The organism is Methylobacterium sp. J-068 (genome assembly GCF_022829445.1).
In the GTDB taxonomy this organism is placed as follows: domain Bacteria; phylum Pseudomonadota; class Alphaproteobacteria; order Rhizobiales; family Beijerinckiaceae; genus Methylobacterium.
Window position 1 is genome coordinate 1 of the sequence record NZ_JAKSXY010000069.1, and the last position, 15,353, is coordinate 15,353.

At 71.0% G+C, this 15,353-nt stretch carries 15 protein-coding genes; 7 read left to right on the forward strand and 8 right to left on the reverse strand.

Features of this window, described 5'->3' with window-relative positions:
* Positions 1–401 precede the first annotated feature (401 nt).
* The 7 genes from glp to MKK54_RS10015 form a co-directional block, all read right to left on the reverse strand.
* A complete protein-coding gene (glp, locus tag MKK54_RS09985) occupies positions 402–1,622 on the reverse strand; it encodes a gephyrin-like molybdotransferase Glp (RefSeq protein WP_244010678.1) in 1,221 nt (406 codons plus the stop codon).
* Between the two features lie 20 nt (positions 1,623–1,642).
* Complete coding sequence (gene moaC / locus MKK54_RS09990) at positions 1,643–2,128, reverse strand: cyclic pyranopterin monophosphate synthase MoaC (RefSeq protein ID WP_244010639.1); 486 nt, start codon at positions 2,126–2,128, stop codon at positions 1,643–1,645.
* A 10-nt stretch (positions 2,129–2,138) separates the two neighbouring features.
* Entirely contained in the window at positions 2,139–2,996 is an 858-nt protein-coding gene (gene trpC / locus MKK54_RS09995) for an indole-3-glycerol phosphate synthase TrpC (RefSeq protein ID WP_244010640.1), read from the reverse strand.
* A gap of 9 nt (positions 2,997–3,005) precedes the next feature.
* On the reverse strand, positions 3,006–4,031 hold the full coding sequence (gene trpD / locus MKK54_RS10000) for an anthranilate phosphoribosyltransferase (RefSeq protein WP_244010641.1): 1,026 nt from the start codon (positions 4,029–4,031) through the stop codon (positions 3,006–3,008).
* Between the two features lie 63 nt (positions 4,032–4,094).
* Positions 4,095–4,709 (reverse strand): anthranilate synthase component II, encoded by a 615-nt coding sequence (locus MKK54_RS10005; protein WP_244010642.1) that lies wholly within the window; start codon positions 4,707–4,709, stop codon positions 4,095–4,097.
* Between the two features lie 89 nt (positions 4,710–4,798).
* On the reverse strand, positions 4,799–6,322 hold the full coding sequence (gene trpE, locus MKK54_RS10010; protein ID WP_244010643.1) for an anthranilate synthase component I: 1,524 nt from the start codon (positions 6,320–6,322) through the stop codon (positions 4,799–4,801).
* 7 nt (positions 6,323–6,329) lie between these two features.
* Positions 6,330–8,234: a peptidylprolyl isomerase gene (locus MKK54_RS10015; protein WP_244010644.1), complete on the reverse strand. Its 1,905-nt coding sequence runs from the start codon at positions 8,232–8,234 to the stop codon at positions 6,330–6,332.
* A gap of 176 nt (positions 8,235–8,410) precedes the next feature.
* Between MKK54_RS10015 and tpiA the strand changes: the two genes are divergently transcribed.
* Together tpiA and MKK54_RS10025 are read left to right on the forward strand one after the other, a co-directional pair.
* Positions 8,411–9,175, forward strand: coding sequence for a triose-phosphate isomerase (gene tpiA / locus MKK54_RS10020; protein WP_244010645.1), 765 nt, complete (start codon positions 8,411–8,413; stop codon positions 9,173–9,175).
* A 67-nt stretch (positions 9,176–9,242) separates the two neighbouring features.
* On the forward strand, positions 9,243–10,001 hold the full coding sequence (locus tag MKK54_RS10025; protein ID WP_244010646.1) for a GNAT family N-acetyltransferase: 759 nt from the start codon (positions 9,243–9,245) through the stop codon (positions 9,999–10,001).
* Between the two features lie 27 nt (positions 10,002–10,028).
* Here MKK54_RS10025 and MKK54_RS10030 read toward each other — a convergent pair whose 3' ends face one another.
* Positions 10,029–10,463: a nuclear transport factor 2 family protein gene (locus MKK54_RS10030; RefSeq protein ID WP_244010647.1), complete on the reverse strand. Its 435-nt coding sequence runs from the start codon at positions 10,461–10,463 to the stop codon at positions 10,029–10,031.
* Between the two features lie 304 nt (positions 10,464–10,767).
* On the opposite strand from MKK54_RS10030, the gene secG reads away from it, so the two are divergent.
* From secG to MKK54_RS10055, 5 genes are all read left to right on the forward strand, one after another.
* The gene (secG, locus tag MKK54_RS10035; RefSeq protein WP_244010648.1) at positions 10,768–11,178 is read left to right on the forward strand and encodes a preprotein translocase subunit SecG; all 411 of its coding nucleotides are present in this window, start codon (positions 10,768–10,770) and stop codon (positions 11,176–11,178) included.
* A 231-nt stretch (positions 11,179–11,409) separates the two neighbouring features.
* On the forward strand, positions 11,410–13,038 hold the full coding sequence (locus MKK54_RS10040) for a CTP synthase (RefSeq protein WP_244010649.1): 1,629 nt from the start codon (positions 11,410–11,412) through the stop codon (positions 13,036–13,038).
* Positions 13,039–13,059: 21 nt separating this feature from the next.
* Entirely contained in the window at positions 13,060–13,458 is a 399-nt protein-coding gene (locus MKK54_RS10045; RefSeq protein ID WP_244010650.1) for a DUF350 domain-containing protein, read from the forward strand.
* Positions 13,459–13,595: 137 nt separating this feature from the next.
* On the forward strand, positions 13,596–14,189 hold the full coding sequence (locus MKK54_RS10050; RefSeq protein WP_244010651.1) for a DUF1190 domain-containing protein: 594 nt from the start codon (positions 13,596–13,598) through the stop codon (positions 14,187–14,189).
* Positions 14,189–15,352, forward strand: a complete 1,164-nt coding sequence (locus tag MKK54_RS10055) for a glutathionylspermidine synthase family protein (RefSeq protein WP_244010652.1) — start codon at positions 14,189–14,191, stop codon at positions 15,350–15,352. The genes MKK54_RS10050 and MKK54_RS10055 overlap by 1 nt, the downstream gene beginning before the upstream one ends.
* Position 15,353: the final 1 nt, after the last annotated feature.

Below are 15,353 nucleotides of genomic sequence, written 5' to 3' on the forward strand. Positions count from 1 at the left end.
CGTCGTGTCCGTTCGCGGCCTGCGGCATGACCAATTTCTCTTTCGCGGCGGGTTCTGTTCCTATTTTGTTCTTATGCTTGGCTGTGTCAACGCACGGCATGGGTTGTGGACAGGCGCTAGACAAACCCATGGTCCGTAAAGGCAATCGCACGAAATAGGCCTGTGGATAGAGCGATCACGGTACGTCGAGCCCCGAAATTTCTGATCCATCATACGGCCTACGGTAGATTCGGTCGGAAAGCTGACGAGCCGGAGCGCGGGTCCCCTCTCCTGGAAGGAGAGGGACAGGGTGAGGTGCGTGACCTCTCCGGAGATGGACTACACCTCACCCCAACCCTCTCCTTCCAGGAGAGGGAGCCCGTCGCGATCCAGTGATCCGAAGTGATCAGCTGGAACCAGTATCAGACGATGCGCCGGTCGAGCCTGACGATCCGGCAGGGCTCGCCGGCCTTCGCCGCCGGCGCATGCGGCGCCCGGACCAGCAGGGCCTCGGCCGTGCCGAGGACGAACAGCATCGAGGAATCCTGCCGGTTTTCCGGGTAGACCACCGGCACCCGGTCGGGTGAGGTCTCGATCCGGGCTCGCAGATAATCCTGCCGCAGGTCGTTCTCGGGCAGGTCGCATCCGAGGATCGCCGGCTCCGAGCGGTCGGCCGCCGCTGCGGGATCGCCCAGCAGCGCCCGGATCGCCGGAACGACGAACAGAAGCCCACAGACCACCGAGGCCACCGGATTGCCGGGCAGGCCCAGCACCGCCATCTCCCCCAGGCGCCCGTGCATCAAGGGCTTTCCGGGCCGGAGCGCCACCCGCCAGAAGCCGAGCTCCAGCCCCTGCGCGCGCAGGGCGGATTGCACGAGGTCGTGGTCGCCGACCGAGGCCCCGCCCAGCGTGATCAGGAGATCGGCCTTCTCCGTCATGGCCCGGCGGATCGCCGCTTCGAGCGCTTCGCGGGTGTCGCCGGCGATGCCGAGGTCGATCGCCTCCCCGCCCGCTTCGCGCACCAGCGCGGCCACCGCGAGCCCGTTCGAGGCCACGATCTGGTCCCAGCGCGCCGGCATGCCGGGCGGAACGAGTTCGTCGCCGGTGGCGAGGATCGCCACCCGGGGCCGGCGTCGGACGGTGAGGGCGCCGTGGCCCCCGGCCGCCGCCAGGGCGAGACGCCGGACGTCGAGGGTGTCTCCGGCCCGCAGCAGCCGCGCGCCCTCCTGGAAATCCAGCCCGCTCGGACGCACGAAGCGACCCGGCGCCACGGGCTCGCGTGCCGTGACGCGACCGTCGCCGGCCTCGGCGTTCTCCTGGATCAGGATGGCGTCCGCACCCTCCGGCACCGGCGCCCCGGTGAAGATCCGCACCGCCTCGCCGGGGCCGACGAGGCCCGAGAATCCGTGCCCGGCCGCGCTGGTGCCGATTACCCGCAGGCTCGCCGGGCAGGAGGCGCAATCGCCCGCCCGCACGGCGTAGCCGTCCATCGCGGAAGCCGGAAAGGGCGGTTGCGTCCGCGTCGCGTGGACATCCCCGGCCAGAATCCGGCCGGCCGCTTGCGCGATCGGAAGAATCTCCGTGGAGACGGGGTCCGGAACGCTCGCGAGGACACGGGCCAGCGCCTCGGCGACCGGGATCATCCCGCTCTGGCCCTTGCCGCTCAAGGAAGATCCTCGGCGCGAAAGGCGCCGGAGCGCCCGCCATCCTTGGCCAGCAGTCGGATGCCCTCGATGCGCATGCCGCGATCGGCCGCCTTCACCATGTCGTAGATGGTCAGGCACGCCACCGAGACGGCGGTGAGCGCCTCCATCTCGACGCCCGTGGCCCCCAGCACCTTCACCTCCGCGCTCACCCGCAGGCCGGGCAGGCTGTCGTCCGCCTCGCAATCGACGCGGACCTTGGAGAGCAGCAGGGGGTGGCAGAGCGGAATGAGTTCGTGCGTGCGCTTCGCGGCCATGATGCCGGCGAGCCGCGCCGTGCCGATGACGTCGCCCTTCTTGGCGTCGCCCTCGCGGATCAGCCGCAGGGTCTCGGGCAGCATGACGACCGAGCCGGTGGCGCGCGCCGTGCGGGTGGTCGCGTCCTTCCCGGAGACATCGACCATGTTGGCCGCGCCGGAGGCGTCGAGATGCGTGAGTTCGGCCATGCCCGGCTCCTCAGGCCTTCGCGTCGCCGAAGAGCAGGCGGCGCGTCGCGGCGGTCACGTCGGCCTCTCGCATCAGGCTCTCGCCCACCAGGATCGTGTCGAGCCCGCTCTCGGCGAGGCGCACCACGTCGGCATGGCCGGCGATGCCGCTCTCGGCCACGGCGATCCGGTCCGCCGGCACGCCCGCGGCGAGGCGGATCGCGGTCTCGAACGAAACCTCGAAGGTCTTGAGATTGCGATTGTTGATGCCGACCAACCGGGTGCCGAGCGGCAGGGCGCGCGTCAGCTCCTCGGTGTCGTGAACCTCGACCAGGACGTCCATGCCGAGGTCGTGGGCCGTCTCCACCAGGGCGGCGGCCTCGTCGTCGTCGAGGCAGGCCATGATCACGAGGATGCAATCGGCGCCCCAGGCCCGTGCCTCGAAGACCTGATAGGGCTCGAACAGGAAGTCCTTGCGCAGGACCGGCAGGGTGCAGGCGTTGCGCGCCTCGGTCAGGTATTCCGGCTTGCCCTGGAACGAGGGCGTATCGGTGAGCACGGACAGGCAGGTGGCGCCACCGGCCTCATAGGCGGCGGCGAGGATGGCGGGGTCGAAATCCGCCCGGATCAGGCCCTTGGACGGCGAGGCCTTCTTCACCTCGGCGATCAGTGCCGGGCGCTTGTCCGCGATATGGGCCGCGATGGCGTCGGCGAAGCCGCGCGGCGCCGACACGCTCGCGATGCGCTTCTCGAGCTTGGTCTGCGGCACCCGCAGCTTGGCTTCGGCGATTTCGCGACGCTTGTAGGTCTCGATGCGGGCGAGCACGTCCTTGCGCTCGGCCTGGGCGGGGACGAGAGCGGTGTCGGGCTCGGACGGATGCTCGGACATGGCGGGCCTTCAGGCGTTCGAGCGGAGGTTCGAGAGGCGGACGAGATGGCCAAGGGTGGCGCGGGCCGCGCCGGTGTCGAGGGCGTCCGCTGCGCGGACCACGCCCTCGGCGAGGGTCGAGGCCGCCTCGGCCACCACGAGGGCGGCGCCGGCATTGAGCACCGCGATGTCGCGATAGGCGTTGCGCGCCCCCTCCAGCACCTGGCCGAGAGCCACCGCGTTGTGGGCGGGATCGCCGCCGCGCAAGGCATCGAGGTCGTGGAGGGGAATGCCGACCTCGCGCGGGTCGATGGTGAAGCGCGAGATCCGGCCGTCCTCGAGGGCCACCACGGCCGTCGGACCCGTGACGGTGATCTCGTCGAGGCCGTCGCTGCCATGGACGGTCCAGACCCGGTCGCTGCCGAGTTCGCCGAGCACGCCGGTCAGCGGCTCGGCCCAGGCGGGCGACGAGACGCCGAAGAGCTGGCGCCGCACGCCGGCCGGATTCGACAGCGGGCCGAGCATGTTGAAGATGGTCCGCGTCGGCAGTTCGGCCCGCACGGGCGCCACGTGGCGCATGGCGGCGTGGTGCGTCTGGGCGAACATGAAGCACAGGCCGGCTTCCGCGAGGCAGAGACTCAATTCGTCTGGGCCGAGGCCGATGCGGACCCCGAGCGCGGCGAGCACGTCGGCCGCCCCCGAGCGCGAGGTCGCGGCGCGGTTGCCGTGCTTGGCCACCGGCACGCCGCAGGCCGCCACGATGATCGCGGCCAGCGTCGAAACGTTGTAGCTGCCCGAATGATCACCGCCGGTGCCGACGACGTCGACGGCGCCCGGAACCGGCGTCACGGGCAGCATCCGCGCGCGCATGGCCTCGACGGCGCCGACGATCTCGTCGGGCGCCTCGCCGCGCACCTTCAGCGCCATCAGGAAGGCGCCCGCCTGGACCGGCGTGACCTCGCCCGAGAGCAGATCGTCGAAGGCCCGCCGCGCCTCGTCACGGTCCAGGCCCGCGCCGGTGGCGACCTTCGCGAGGAGGGGCTTAAAGGATTCCATGGGGCTCGGGCGTGAAGGTCCGGCCGGATGGCCGGGATTATTCCTGAAGCGTGCTCGTTCCCGTCAATGCACGCCGTCGCGGCCCTTGTCACGCGCGGTGTTCCAGGCGCCCGCGATGTCCAGGAAATTGCGCAGGATCTGCGATCCGTGATGCGAGAGGATGCTCTCGGGATGGAACTGCACGCCGTGCACCGGACGATGCGCGTGCGACAAGCCCATGATCAGGCCGTCCGCCTCCGCCGTCACGGTCAGGTCGGCCGGGCAGCCGCCGCGCTCCACCACCAGCGAATGGTAGCGGGTGGCATCGAACGGCCCGTTCAGGCCGCGAAAGATGCCCGCCGCCCCGTGCCGGATGCTGGAGACCTTGCCGTGCATCGGCGTCGGCGCGCGCACCACGTCGCCCCCGAAGGCCTGTCCGATCGCCTGGAGGCCGAGGCAGACGCCGAAGATCGGGATCTCGGCGGACAGGTCCTTGACCACGTCGAGGCAGATGCCGGCCTCGTTCGGCGAGCAGGGACCCGGCGAGAGCACCACCGCGTCGGGCCGGCGCGCGCGGATCTCCTCGGTGGTGATCGCGTCGTTGCGCACCACGTCGATCGAGCCGCAGAGCGGGCCGATGAGGTGGACGAGGTTCCAGGTGAAGGAATCGTAGTTGTCGATGACGAGGACGTCGGACATCGCTGGCTCACGCACGGGCATGGGGGCGGTTTGGCCCGAGTCCCGCGCGTGGTCAACGTCCCGCGCGTGGTCGACCGGCCGCGCCGACGCTACTGCCCCCGCCGCGCCCGGCTCGCGAACACCACGGCGTCCTCCGCCGCGCGGAACAGGGCCTTGGCCTTGTTGACGCATTCCTGCTGCTCGGAGGCCGGATCGGAATCGTAGACGATGCCGGCGCCGGCCTGGACGTGCATGCGGCCGTCCTTCACCAGCGCGGTGCGGAGCACGATGCAGGTGTCCATCTCGCCGCGCGCGCCGAAATAGCCGATGCAGCCGCCATAGGGTCCGCGCTTCTCGCGCTCCAGCTCGTCGATGATCTCCATGGCGCGCACCTTCGGCGCGCCCGAGACCGTGCCGGCGGGAAAGCCGGCGGCCAGGGCGGCCAGGGCATCGTGCCTCGGGTCGAGGTCGCCCTCGACGTTCGAGACGATGTGCATGACCTGGCTGTAGAATTCGAGGAAGAACGAGCCCGTCACGGTGACGCTGCCGATGCGCGCCACGCGGCCGACGTCGTTGCGGCCGAGGTCGAGCAGCATCAGGTGCTCGGAGCGCTCCTTCGGGTCGGCCAGGAGTTCCTCGGCGAGCGCCCGGTCCTCGGCCGGGTTCGCGCCGCGCCGGCGCGTGCCGGCGATCGGCCGGATGGTGACGCGGCCCTCGCGCACCCGCACCAGGATCTCGGGCGAGGAGCAGACGAGCTGAAACGCCTCGAAGTCGAGGTAGCACAGGAACGGCGCCGGGTTCGTCCGCCGCAGGGAGCGGTAGAGCGCCAGGGCCGGCAGGGTGAACGGCGCCTCGAAGCGCTGGGACAGCACCACCTGGAAGACGTCGCCGGCGACGATGTACTCCTTGGCCCGCGCCACCATCGACAGGTATTCGTCGGGCGTGGTGTTCGAGACGGGCTCAGGGCTCGCGATGCCGCGCGGATCGATGCGCGCGTCGACGGGCAGGGGGCCTTCCAGCGCCTCCGCCACGCCTTCCAGCCGCGCGAGCGCGGATTCATAGGCGGCGCGCGCCGGGATGCCGGGGACGGGGCGCACGGGTCCGACGACGGTGATGAGGTCGCGCACCGAATCGAACACCACCATCACGCGCGGGCGCACCAGGATCGCGTCCGGCACGTCGAGCGGGTCCGGGTTCGGCGCGCCGAGCTGCTCCATGGCCCGGACCATGTCGTAGCCGAGATAGCCGAACAGGCCGGCGGCCATGGGCGGCAGCGCGTCCGTGTCGCCCTCGGCGCCGATGGCGCTCTCGGCGATCAGCGCGCGCAGGCTGGCGAGCGGCGGCGCCTCCTCGGGCGTGAAAGCCGACAGGTCGGCCCCGCGCGCGATCTCGGCCCGGCCGTCCCGGCAGCGCCAGGCGAGGTCCGGATCGAGGCCGATCATCGAGTAGCGTCCGCGCACGACGCCGCCCTCGACGGATTCGAGCAGGAACGCCGCGCCGGCATGGCGCGCCCGCAGCTTCAGGAAGGCGGCGACGGGCGTTTCCAGGTCCGCCACCAGCGTGAGGTGGAGGAGGGCGGCGCGGCCGGCCTCGTAGGCCTCGGCGAAGCCCGAGAAGGCGGTGTCCTCTGTCATCGCCGGCTCAATACTCGCCGCCGCCGATCGCCCGGCGGAAGGCCGTTTGATTGACGCTGACGCCGACCGCGTTCTGAACATCGCCGATATATTCGCCGAGGACGTCGTCGGCGATCGTGGGCTGGAAGCGCTTCGTGACGGCCTCGTCCGCCGGCGTGCCGGGCACGTAGGCCGGCATGATCGCGGCGGTGACCTTGAACAGGGCGCGGCTCTCGCCGGCCTCGGCCGAGGCCGCCTTGTCGACGGCCGTGGCGAAGACGCGGTTCACGACATCGGCGCTCACGTCGCCCTGCGGCTGGTTGCGCGCGAGGTCCGTCAGGGTCTGCACGTTGAGCCCGGCCTCGGCCGCCACCGTCTCCACGGCCTCGCCCTTGTCGAGGCGGGCCGTCAGTTCCTTGGCCTTGGCGAGGAGGCGGCTCTGCGTCTCGGCGGCGCGCCAGCGGGCGACGACCTCGTCGCGGACCTCCTCCAGGGGCTTGTCATGCACCCGGTCAATGCCGGTGACGTCGTACCAGACATAGCCGCCGTTCTTCGTCCGGAGCGGCTCGTTGTCGCCGCCCATCTCGGCGCGGAACAGGGCCGTGAGCGTCGTGTCGCGGTCCGGGATGCCCTCGACGGTATGGCCCGCCGGGTCGAGGCCCTGGGCCGTCACCGCAGGAATCGTGCGCAGCGGCAGGTCGCGCTCCTTGGCGATGTCGGCCAGTGGCTTGGTGTTGGCGCGCTGGTCCTCGATCGCGTCATGCGCGGATTCGATGCCGCTGGTCGCGCGTTCGAGCGCGATGGTCTTGGCGATGTCGGCCGAAACGTCGGCGAGGGGCTTCACCGTCTCGGGCTCGATGGCGGTGACGCGCAGGAGGACCGTCCCGAAGCGGCCCTTCACGGGCTGGCTGACGCCGTCGAGCGGCAGCGCGAAGGCGGCATCCGCCACCGCCGGGTCGAACAGCTCGGCCTTCGACAGGGTGCCGAGCGAGAGGGTCTTGGCGTCCGCTCCGGTCTCGGCGGCGGCGGCCTCGAACGGCTTCTCGCCCGCCTCGATCGCCTTGCGGGCGGTCTCGGCGGCGGCAGCGTCCGGGAACACGATCTGCTGGATCGTGCGGCGCTCCGGCGTGCCGTAGCGGGCCTTGTCGGCGGCATAGCGCTTGGCGATGTCCTCGGCGCTCACGGCGTCGGGCTTGGCCATGGCCTGCGGATCGAGGACCAGCAGCGTGACGTTGCGGGTCTCGGGCGCCCGGAAGGCGAACTTGTTCTCCTCGTAATAGGCCTTCACCGCCTCCTCGGTCGGGGCCGGGATCTCGCCGGCCACGGAGGGCGGCAGCATCATCAGGGCGATCGAACGCCGCTCGGTGCTGTAGCGGTGCACGGCCTCGCGCAGGGCTTCCGGCACGTGCAGGTCGGCGGCCACCGCCTCCGCGAGCTGGAGCCGGGCGGCAACCGCGCGCTGCTCGCGCACGAAGGTCGCCTCGTTGATGCCGGCGCGCTGGAGGGTCTGGTAGAACAGGGCCGGGTCGAACTTGCCGTCCGCGCCCTGGAAGCTCTTCTCTTCCTGGATCGCGCGCAGCACGGCGGCGTCCGGGATGCTCAGCCCGAGCGCCGCGGTCTGCTGGTCGAGGGAGGCCTCGCTGACGAGCTGGGCCAGCACCTGCCGGTCGATCCCGAGGGCGCGGGCCTGGTCCGGCGTCAGGGTACGGCGGGTCTGGCTCTGGTAGCGCTGAAGTTGGTTCTGATAGGCGGTGCGCACGGCCTCGGCCGAGATCTGCGCCTTGCCCACGGTGGCCACGGTGTTCGACGAACCCGCGCGGAAGAACTCCTCGACGCCGAAGATCGCGACGCCCGCGATGAGGAAGGTGAAGACCACCGTGAGGATGATCTTGCCGAGCCAATGTTGGCTGGCCTTGCGCATGTTCTGCAGCATCGGACGTCCGGGTACCCGTCGGTTGGGCGCGACGCGCGCCCCTCGTTCCAGGGAAAGCCGCCCGCGATAGACCATCCGGGCTATCATCGCAAAGCCCGTGTCCCGGTTTGCACCGCCTCGGGCGCGATGTTACGGGCGGCGCAAGGACGAAGCGAAGCCATAGCGCGAGGGACGGGATGACGAAGTCGGGGCGACGGCCTCTGGTTGCCGGCAACTGGAAGATGAACGGCCTGCGCGGATCGATCGCCGTCGTGGAGGCGGTGCGCAGCGGGCTGACGCCGGCTCTGGGCGAGTCCGTCGACCTCCTGATCTGCCCGCCCTCGACGCTGATCGCCTCCTGCGTCGCGGCGGCCTACGGGTCGCCCATCGCCATCGGCGGTCAGAACCTGCACGCCAAGGCGAACGGCGCCTTCACGGGCAGCATCTCGGCGGAGATGCTGGCCGATCTCGGCGCCTCCTACGTCATCGTCGGCCATTCCGAGCGCCGCGCCTACCATCACGAGACCGATGACGGCGTCCACGCCAAGGCGCTCGCCGCGCGCCGCGCCGGTCTCTGCGGCATCATCTGCGTCGGCGAGACCAAGGAAGAGCGGGAAGAGGGCCGCACCCTCGACATCGTGCGCGCCCAGCTCGCCATCGGCGTGCCGAAGGGCGCCACCGCGCGGGACACGATCATCGCCTACGAGCCGGTCTGGGCCATCGGCACCGGCCTGACTCCGACGCCCGAGGACATCGCGGAAGTCCATGCGAGCCTGCGCGAGATGCTGGGCCAACTCATCGGCGCCGAGGCGCAGGCCGTGCGGATCCTCTATGGCGGCTCGGTCAAGCCGAGCAACGCGCGCGAGCTGATGGCGGTGGACAACGTCGACGGCGCCCTCGTGGGAGGCGCCAGCCTCGTGGCCGACGATTTCCTCGGCATCGCCCACGCCTACCTGCGCTGAGGCACCCTTCCGGCTTCATCCTTACGTTGGCGCCGGCCCTGCGGGCGGTTCGATGGAGAGGCGCGGCATGGATTGGAAGACGGACGAGGATCTGGCCTGGGCCGTCGAGGAGGCCTGTCTCAACGCCCGCCCGGCGCCGGTGCAGGTCAGCCTCGGCGGCTGGCTCCTGCGCGCGGCCGGTGGCCCGACCCGGCGGACCAATTCCCTCAACCCGCTGCGTGGTCCGCGCGACGATCCGGCGGCGGTGATCGCGGCGGCGGAGCCGATCTGTCGCGGGCTCGGCCGCCCCCTGATCGTGCGCGTTCCCGACCTCGCGCCCGAGATGGACGCGCTGCTCGACCGTCTCGGCTATCGCGCCGAGGGTGAAACAGCCACGCTGTTCGCGGACTTCGCCGGATTCGGCGCGCGCCCGCCCGACGATGTCGGCGTCGCGCCCGATCCGGACCCGTCGTGGTTCGCCGCGCAGGCCGCCTGCGAGGGCGTGACGGATGAGATCGCCCTGCGGACCTACCGGGCATCCCTCGGCTGCCTGATCCTGCCGCGGCTGTTCGTTCACCGGATCGCGGCCGGCCGAACCGTCGGCGTCGCCTACGGAGCCGTGCATCGCCGGCTCCTCGTCCTCGAATCCGTCGCGACGCATCCTGAGCACCGGCGGTCCGGGCACGCGGCCGCCCTCGTCGCCGCCCTGATGATCTGGGCGCGAGGGCAGGGGGCCGAGGGGGCCTGCCTCCAGGTGGTCGCGGGCAACCACCCGGCCCGTGCCCTGTACGCGGGTCTCGGCTTCACCCGCACGCTGCACGGATATCGCTACCGGCGTCGCGACTGAGAGGCGGCCTCAGAGCTTGAAGGCTGCTCAGAGCTTGAAGGCTTGGCGCGCCAGCAGGCGCCAGCGCCCCGCCTCCCGGTGCCAGACCTGGAGCACGCCGATATGCACCGGCGCGCTCTTGCCGTTGGCGACCGTCTCACCGTCGAAGACGTGCCGGACGATGGCGGCGTCGCCGACGACGGAGGCGGTCCTGTTCGACAGGCTGATGCTGGGGAAGCGGGAGCGCCCGCTCGCCAGCGCCTCCACGAAGGCGGCCTTGTCCTGTACGGCGCCGCTCGAATGGCCATAGCTCAGGCCGTCCAGGACGAGATCGTTCAGGGCGCTCCGGTCGGCCTCGAGGATGGCTCGGGTCAGGGCGTCCACCGCCGCCTCGACCTCGACCTCCGGGCCGCCGGCACGAGCGGCCAGCGGGGTGAGGCCGGCGGCGGCGAGGGCGAGGGCGAGCCGTGCGGCACGGATCATCGAAGGGTGTCTGGCGAACATCGGCTTCCTCCCGCTCGGCGCATCCACGCGGCGCCGCGCTTCGCCGCGCGTCCCACCGGCGGCTTCGGGTCCGATCACAGCACAACGGCGCCCGATGTGCGAGGTGGAGCCGCCCGCCAGCGCCGCGCGGGCGTCCGGTTGGCGCGGACGCGCATCTGGTGTATGGCCCCGGGGAATATGTGGCGGCGCCAGGAAGCTCCGGCCCGTGGCGCGCCCGCGTCCGACCCGTGAACACCCAGCCTCTCGGGATCGGCGCGCGCTTGGTGAAGATTCCGGAATCCCGATGCAGACCGTTCTGATCTCGATCCACCTCATCGTCGTCCTCGGCCTGATCGCCGTGGTCCTGCTCCAGCGCTCCGAGGGCGGCCTCGGTCTTGGGGGCGGCGGCAGCGGCGGTGTCGCGGGCTTCATGACCGGGCGCGGCCAGGCGAACGCCCTGACGCGCGCGACCGCGATCCTGGCGGCCCTGTTCTTCACGACCAGCATGGCGCTCGCGATCCTGTCGCACCGGAGCGCCGCGCCCCGCTCGATCCTGGAAGGGACGGCGACCGGCCAGCCGGCGACCCAGCCGAACGCCGGCAACCTGCTCGACACCCTGCGCGGGCAGGGCAGCACCCAGCCCGGCACCCCGGCGGAGGTGCCGGCGACGCAGCCGGCCCAGCCCGCCGTGCCGCAGGCGCCGCAATCGCGCTGACCGGCAACGTCGGTTCGGCCGACGCGATCGAGATCCCGACCCTGCGCGCGTGACGCGTCGGGTCGGCTTCGAAACCTCCTCTCGCATGACGGCGTCCGACGGTTCGGGCGCCGAACCGCGTTTCCAGACCCGCCCGAGATCGCGACCTCGACGCGCATGCGCCCGCCTCGCGGGGGATAAGCGTTTTTGGGGTTTGGCGAATCGTTCTCCCTTGTTTATGGACCGAGGCCCATGACGCGGTACGTTTTCATCACCGGCGGCGTGGTTTCCTCGCTCGGCAAGGGTCTCGCATCGGCAGCGCTCGCTGCCCTGCTTCAGGCGCGGGGCTACAAGGTCCGCCTGCGCAAGCTCGACCCCTACCTCAACGTCGATCCGGGCACGATGAGCCCGACGCAGCACGGCGAGGTCTTCGTCACCGACGACGGCGCGGAGACCGATCTCGACCTCGGCCATTACGAGCGCTTCACCGGCGTGCCCGCGACGCGGGCCGACAACATCACCACCGGCCGGATCTACCTCGACATCATCACCAAGGAGCGGCGCGGGGACTACCTCGGCGCGACGATCCAGGTGATCCCGCACGTCACCAACGCGATCAAGGAATTCGTCCTCGAGGGCAACGACGCCTTCGACTTCGTGCTCGTGGAGATCGGCGGCACGGTCGGCGACATCGAGGGCCTGCCGTTCTTCGAGGCGATCCGCCAGCTCGGCCAGGAATTGCCGCGCGGCGCCACCGCTTTCGTGCACCTGACCCTGCTGCCCTACATCCCCTCCGCCGGGGAGCTGAAGACCAAGCCGACGCAGCACTCGGTGAAGGAGCTTCGCTCCATCGGCATCCAGCCCGACATGCTGCTCTGCCGCTGCGACCGGCCGATTCCGAGCGACGAGCGTCGCAAGCTCGGGCTGTTCTGCAACGTCCGCGAGACCGCCGTGATCGAGGCCCGCGACGTCGCCTCGATCTACGACGTGCCGCTCTCCTACCGCGAGGCCGGCCTCGACCGCGAGGTGCTGGCGCATTTCGGCCTGCCCTCGCTGGACGAGCCGGACCTGTCGCGCTGGCGCATCATCTCGGAGCGGGTCAGGAACCCCGAGGGCGAGGTCTCCATCGCCATCGTGGGCAAGTACACGGGCCTGAAGGACGCCTACAAGTCGCTGACCGAGGCGCTGACCCACGGGGGCATCGCGCACCGCGTCAAGGTCAACCTCGAATGGATCGAGGCCGAGGTCTTCGAGCGCGAGGACCCGGCGCCGTTCCTGGAGGGCATCCACGGCATCCTGGTGCCCGGCGGCTTCGGCCAGCGCGGGGCCGAGGGCAAGATCCGCGCGGCCCGCTACGCCCGCGAGCGCAAGATCCCGTATTTCGGCATCTGCTTCGGCATGCAGATGGCGGTGATCGAGGCGGCCCGCTCGCTGGCCGGCGTGCCGGACGCCAACTCCACCGAGTTCGGCGAGACCGCCGAGCCCGTGGTGGGCCTGCTCACGGAATGGCTGAAGGGCAACGAACTGGAGCGCCGCGCGGCGGCCGGCGATCTCGGCGGCACCATGCGGCTCGGCGCCTATCAGGCCAGCCTGCGCCCGGAATCGAAGATCGCCGAGATCTACGGCACCACGGACATCTCCGAGCGCCACCGCCACCGCTACGAGGTCAACATGGCCTATCGCGAGTGCCTGGAGGCCAAGGGCCTGCGCTTCTCCGGCCTCTCGCCGGACGGCCTCCTGCCGGAAACCGTGGAGCATGTGGGCCATCCGTGGTTCATCGGCGTGCAGTTCCACCCGGAACTGAAGTCGCGCCCGTTCGAGCCGCACCCGCTCTTCCAGAGCTTCGTCGGTGCCGCGATCGTCCAGAGCCGCCTGGTCTAGCTCTCGAGGAGGCGCCCCCGCATGACGTCGATCGCGGGGCTCGGTCCCTTCCTGGCCTACCTGGCCGTCGCCCTCGGTCTCGTCGGCATCTACCTCGTCGTCTACCTGCAGGCGACGGGGCACCGGGAGCTCGCGCTGATCCGGCGGAACAACCTCGCGGCGGCCGTCGCGCTCGGCGGAAGCCTGATCGGGTACACGCTGCCGCTGGCGGTCTCGATCCACAACGCGCAATCGATCCTCGACTGCGCGATCTGGGGCCTCGTCGCGCTCATCGTGCAGGTGGCGATCTACCTCGCCGTGCGCGCCGCCCTGCCCGACCTGTCCCGGCGGATCGAGGCGGGCGAGATGGCGGGGGCCACCCTGCTCTCGGCCGCGTCCATCGCGGGCGGCATCCTCGATGCGGCGGCCATGACTTACTGAAGCCATGACTTGCTGAGGCCTTATCGCCAGCCAAGCTCATTCCCACTTGCCTGCGAGGCCGGGCGGTGTCGCGGCAGGGAGCGGGCCGCCGGGAAGCGGTCCGGACGAGAATGTCTTCGCAGGGCCGGAAGGACGAGTTGGACGAGGGAGGCAGGTCCAAGCGCTCCCAGGTGGTGACGCTGGTCATGCTCGGCGGCGCCGGCATCGCGGCCCTGGAACTGGCGCGCGTCGATCCGAGCCAGCGGATGGAGGACGTCCGGATCTACCCGGACGCCGAAGCCTGCGTCGCGGCCTGGGTCCGTACGGAGGCGGAGTGCCGGGCGGATTACGCCGCGGCGCGAAGGACCTATGCCGAGGCTGCGCCGACCTATCCGTCGAAGGACCTGTGCGAGGCGCAGCACGGCGTCGGCGAGTGCCGGTCGGCCGACCCGGGCGATCGGTTCGTACCCTTCATGGCCGCCTACGTGGTCGGCGCCACGGCCGCCCAGAAGCTCGACCCGCAACCCCTCTTTCGCGCCGCCTCCGGCACGTCCGATGTCCGGGGCTTCGGAGCCTTCGCGCAGCCCGGGTACCGCACGAGTTGGGGGTGCCCGGTGAACCCCGCCGGCGGTTCCAGCAGCGCGGCTCGCGTTCCCCCGGCCTCCGTGCGGCCGGCCCTGTTCGGCGGCTTCGGCGCCACCGGGCGGGCGGTTTGCGGAGACGATGGCGCCGCGCAGGGCGGGGGCGGCTGATGCGCCGGGTCCGCATCGGCGAGCGCCCCGACTGGCGGATGCACGCCGCCCGGAACGGGTTTCACTTCCACACCCTCGCGGACCAGCCCTACTGGGACGAGAGTCACGCCTACGCCTTTACCCTGGACGAGATCGAGGAGGAGATCGAGGCGCCCAGCGCCGAGCTGCACGCCCTCTGCCTGGACTTCGTGGACCGGGCCGTGGAGGACGAGCACATCCTGGCCGGCCTCCGCATCCCCCGATGCGCCTGGGACGCGGTGCGCGACAGCTGGCACCGGCGCGATCCGTCGCTCTACGGCCGCCTCGATTTCGCCTATGGCGGTGACGGCCCGGCCAAGCTCCTCGAATACAATGCCGACACCCCGACGGCCCTGTACGAGACCGCGGTGTTTCAGTGGTTGTGGCTCGAGGATCTGCTGGCGAACGGGCGTCTCGCCCGAGGAGCGGATCAGTACAACGCCGTCCACGAACGGCTCATCGCGCGCTTCCGGGCGATGCCTGGCGACGGAACGCTCGCGCTGACGGCCTTCGCGGATGCGCCCGAGGATCGCGGCACCGTCGCTTATCTCGAAGATTGCGCCAGCCAGGCCGGCCTCGCGTGCCGCTTCCTCGACCTCGGCGAGATCGGGCTCGACGCCGCCGGGTGCTTCATCGATCGTCGCAGAACTCCGATCTCACGCCTGTTCAAGCTCTACCCGTGGGAATGGGCCTTCGCCGATACCTTCGGCGTCGCGGTCGCGCGCACGCCCACCCGCTTCCTGGAACCACCCTGGAAGGCGATCCTGTCGAACAAGGGACTGCTGCCGTACCTCTATGCGCGGGAACCGAACCACCCGAACCTGCTCCCGGCCTATTTCGAAACGGATCCGGCCCGGGCCGCGCTCGGGACGCGCTACGTCCGCAAGCCGCTCTACTCGCGCGAGGGCGCCAACATCCAGATGGTGGAGGAGGGCATCGTCGTGGCGCAGGATCACGGCCCCTACGGCGCCGAGGGATACATCCGGCAGGCGCTCGCGCCCGTGCCGTGCTTCGACGGACGCAGACCGCTCGTCGGCTCCTGGATCGTCGGCGATGCGGCCGCCGGCCTCTGCATCCGCGAGAGCGCCGGACCCATCACCACGAACGCCGCCCTCTTCGTGCCGCACTATATCGAGGCGGCCTGAG